4 protein-coding genes are annotated in these 3780 nt (G+C 37.9%); all 4 read left to right on the forward strand.

What is annotated here, in order from left to right; translation table 11 throughout:
- On the forward strand, positions 1-2234 hold a 2234-nt coding region (locus AACZ30_RS13385), incomplete at its 5' end, for a 3'-5' exonuclease (RefSeq protein ID WP_339649976.1).
- A 67-nt stretch (positions 2235-2301) separates the two neighbouring features.
- Positions 2302-2514, forward strand: a complete 213-nt coding sequence (locus AACZ30_RS13390) for a DUF2945 domain-containing protein (protein ID WP_339649979.1) — start codon at positions 2302-2304, stop codon at positions 2512-2514.
- Between the two features lie 64 nt (positions 2515-2578).
- Entirely contained in the window at positions 2579-3199 is a 621-nt protein-coding gene (locus tag AACZ30_RS13395; protein ID WP_339649982.1) for an L-threonylcarbamoyladenylate synthase, read from the forward strand.
- A gap of 100 nt (positions 3200-3299) precedes the next feature.
- On the forward strand, positions 3300-3780 hold a 481-nt coding region (locus tag AACZ30_RS13400), incomplete at its 3' end, for an alpha/beta hydrolase (protein WP_339649985.1).

Below are 3780 nucleotides of genomic sequence, written 5' to 3' on the forward strand. Positions count from 1 at the left end.
GATCTGGAAAAACGCGGGTGCTTACTTACCGTATTGCTTACCTTATGAGCCAGGGTGTAGATCCTTTTAATATTTTGTCTTTAACTTTTACTAATAAGGCGGCCCGGGAAATGAAAACCCGTATCGCTAAGATTGTAGGGAATAGTGAAGCGAAAAACCTTTGGATGGGTACTTTTCACTCCATTTTTGCCAAAATTCTGCGTTTTGAAGCCGATAAATTGGGCTATCCTTCAAACTTTACTATCTACGATACACAGGATTCGCAAAGTGTAATTAGGGCGATTATAAAAGATATGCGCCTGGATAAGGATGTATATAAATACAAGCAGGTTTATAGCAGAATTTCTTCCTATAAAAACAGTTTGATTACCGTAAAAGCCTATTTCCAAAACCCGGAATTGAAGGAAGCCGATGCGATGTCTAAAAAACCGCGTTTAGGGGAAATCTACCAGGAATATGTAGAGCGTTGTTTTAAAGCCGGTGCGATGGATTTTGATGATCTTTTGCTGAAAACCAACGAGCTTTTAAACCGCTTTCCTGAAGTGCTTCATAAATACCAAAACCGTTTCAGGTATATTTTGGTAGATGAGTACCAGGATACTAACCATTCTCAGTATTTAATTGTAAAAGCACTTTCCGATAAGTTTCAGAATATATGCGTGGTGGGAGATGATGCACAGAGTATTTATGCTTTCCGCGGAGCGAATATTAATAACATTCTGAATTTTCAGAAAGATTACGAGAATGTGCAAATGTACCGGCTGGAGCAAAATTACCGTTCTACCAAAAATATTGTAAATGCCGCCAACTCCATTATTGAAAAGAATAAAACCAAGCTTGAAAAAGTAGTGTGGACGGCTAATGATGAAGGGCCAAAAATTGTTGTAAATCGTTTGCTTACCGATGGGGAAGAAGGGCGTTTTGTTGCCGGTTCTATTTTTGAAAATAGAATGCAAAACCAGATGAATAACGGTGATTTTGCTATTCTTTATCGAACCAACGCCCAAAGTAGGGCGATGGAAGACGCGCTCAGAAAAAAGGAAATCCCGTATAGAATTTACGGCGGACTTTCATTCTACCAGCGAAAGGAAATTAAAGATGTACTGTCTTATTTAAGGCTTCTGATTAACCCGAAAGATGAGGAAGCACTTAAGCGGGTAATTAATTATCCAGCCCGCGGAATTGGGCAAACTACCATGGATAAATTGAGCATTGCCGGAAATCAATATGGGAAAACCATTTTTGAAATTATTGAGAATATAGATCATCTGGATCTACAAATAAATAGAAGTACCCAGACCAAGCTTAATAATTTCGTGAATATGATTAAGAGTTTCACGATTTTAGCCGAAAACGCCGATGCTTTTACTGTAGCCGATACTGTGACCAAAAAAACCGGTTTGGTTCAGGAATTAAAGAAAGATGGTACTCCGGAAGGAATTGCTCGAATTGAAAATATCGAGGAATTATTAAACGGGATCAAGGATTTTGTGGAAGGTCAAAAAGAACTGGCAGATGCCGATGGTTCTCTGGCTGAATTCCTGGAAGATGTAGCGCTTGCTACAGATATGGATAAAGATACCGGCGATGACGACCGCGTGGCTTTAATGACCATTCACCTGGCAAAAGGTTTGGAGTTCCCATATGTGTATATTGTTGGGTTGGAAGAAGATCTTTTTCCTTCAGGAATGAGTATGAATACCCGAAGCGAACTGGAAGAAGAACGCCGATTATTCTATGTGGCACTTACCCGTGCCGAAAAACAGGCTTACTTAACTTATACGCAATCCCGATACCGTTGGGGGAAATTGGTAGATGCTGAACCAAGTAGGTTTATAGAAGAAGTAGATGAGCAGTATATGGATTATATGATTCCGCAGGATGATTATAAATACAAACCGCTTATAGATACCGATATTTTTGGGGATGATATTGATAAAAGTAAACTGAGACAAACCAAGCCTAAAAAAGGAACTCCGCCACCTGCACATAAACCAAGCGAGTCGCAGTTAAGAAAACTTCGGAAATTAAAACCCGCAAGCCCAGAACCCGAGAAAGCTACAAATGCTATAAAACTGGAAGCCGGTAACGTGGTAGAGCATATGCGTTTTGGGAAAGGAAAAGTGCTGGCTATAGAGGGCGTGGGGCAGGATAAAAAAGCCGAAATAGATTTTGAAAATGGCGGAATTAAAAAGTTACTGCTAAGGTTTGCTAAATTGAAATTGATCTCCTAAATCTCGTTAAACTTCTGTTATATAAAGCCGCTTCATGCGGCTTTCTTTTTACCTTCTAAATAAAAAAATGATTAGAGAAGGTAGCAATGTTAGTTGGAAATGGGGAAATGGAAAAGCTGAAGGAAAAGTGACCGAAACTTATACCAAAGAAGTCACCAAAACAATAGCCGGCAGTGAAATTACCCGAAAAGGCGAAGAAGGCAACAAAGCACTTTTTATAGAGCAGGAAGATGGAAGCAAGGTACTGAAGTTGGAAAGTGAAGTTTCTAAATTAGATTAATCAGGCTATTTCAAAATTATCTGCACGAAAATTTGTAAATTCTCAATTACTAAAAATTATAATTATGGCTGAATTACTTAAAATTTATGATGAAAATCCGAGTCAAAAGCATATTAATAAAGTAGTAGAAGTCCTAAAGAACGGCGGACTTATTATTTATCCAACCGATACCGTTTATGGCCTTGGATGCGATATTACCAATACCTCAGCTTTAGAAAAAATTGCTCAAATTAAGGGTGTAAAACTGGAAAAAGCGAATTTCTCTTTTATTTGCGAAGACTTAAGCAATCTATCAGATTACGTAAAACAAATAGATTCGACTACCTTTAAAATTCTCAAAAGAAATCTTCCAGGACCATATACCTTTATTTTACCCGGAAATAATAACCTTCCAAATGTCTTTAAAAAGAAGAAAACCGTCGGGATTAGGGTGCCAGACAATAATATTTGTAAAAGTATTGTGGCTACTTTAGGAAATCCAATTGTTTCAACTTCTATTTATGATGAAGATGAGGTTATAGAATATACCACAGATCCCGAATTAATTAAAGAGAAATGGGATCAACTTGTAGACCTTGTAATTGATGGTGGGTATGGTGATAACATTCCATCTACCGTTATAGATCTCACAAACTCTGAACCTGAAGTAATAAGGGAGGGAAAAGGAAGTATTGAAATTATGTAGTTTTAAATAAAATTTTTGATAACACGTTAAAAGCCTGCTAAATGCAGGCTTTACTTTTTTATCGGGGTTTTTAGTGCATACCTTATTAAAAAAATAAGCAATGAATTATATAGAGACTAAAAACGAAGAAAAAGGTAATAAGATTAAACTTTTTTATGAAGATTATGGGGAAGGGCAACCGGTAATTCTTATTCACGGCTGGCCTCTAAGTCACAGAATGTGGGAATACCAGGTAGAGAAAATTGTAGATGCAGGGTTTAGATGTATAAGTTACGACCGCCGCGGCTTTGGTGATAGCGACAAACCCTGGGACGGCTACGATTACGATACATTGGCTTCAGATTTAAACGATGTAATTACAGCACTGGGACTTTCAGATACAATTATTGTAGGTTTCTCTATGGGTGGAGGAGAAGTTGCTCGTTTTATAGGGAAATATGGAACCGCCAATGTATCTAAAGCTGCATTAATCTCTGCGGTGCCACCCTTTATGCTGAAAACCGATGATAATCCCGATGGGCTTGAAAAAGAAGTTTTTGAAGGTTTTAAAGAGGAGATTAGAAAAGACCGCGCAGGTTTCT

The organism is uncultured Salegentibacter sp. (assembly GCF_963972535.1).
GTDB lineage: Bacteria > Bacteroidota > Bacteroidia > Flavobacteriales > Flavobacteriaceae > Salegentibacter.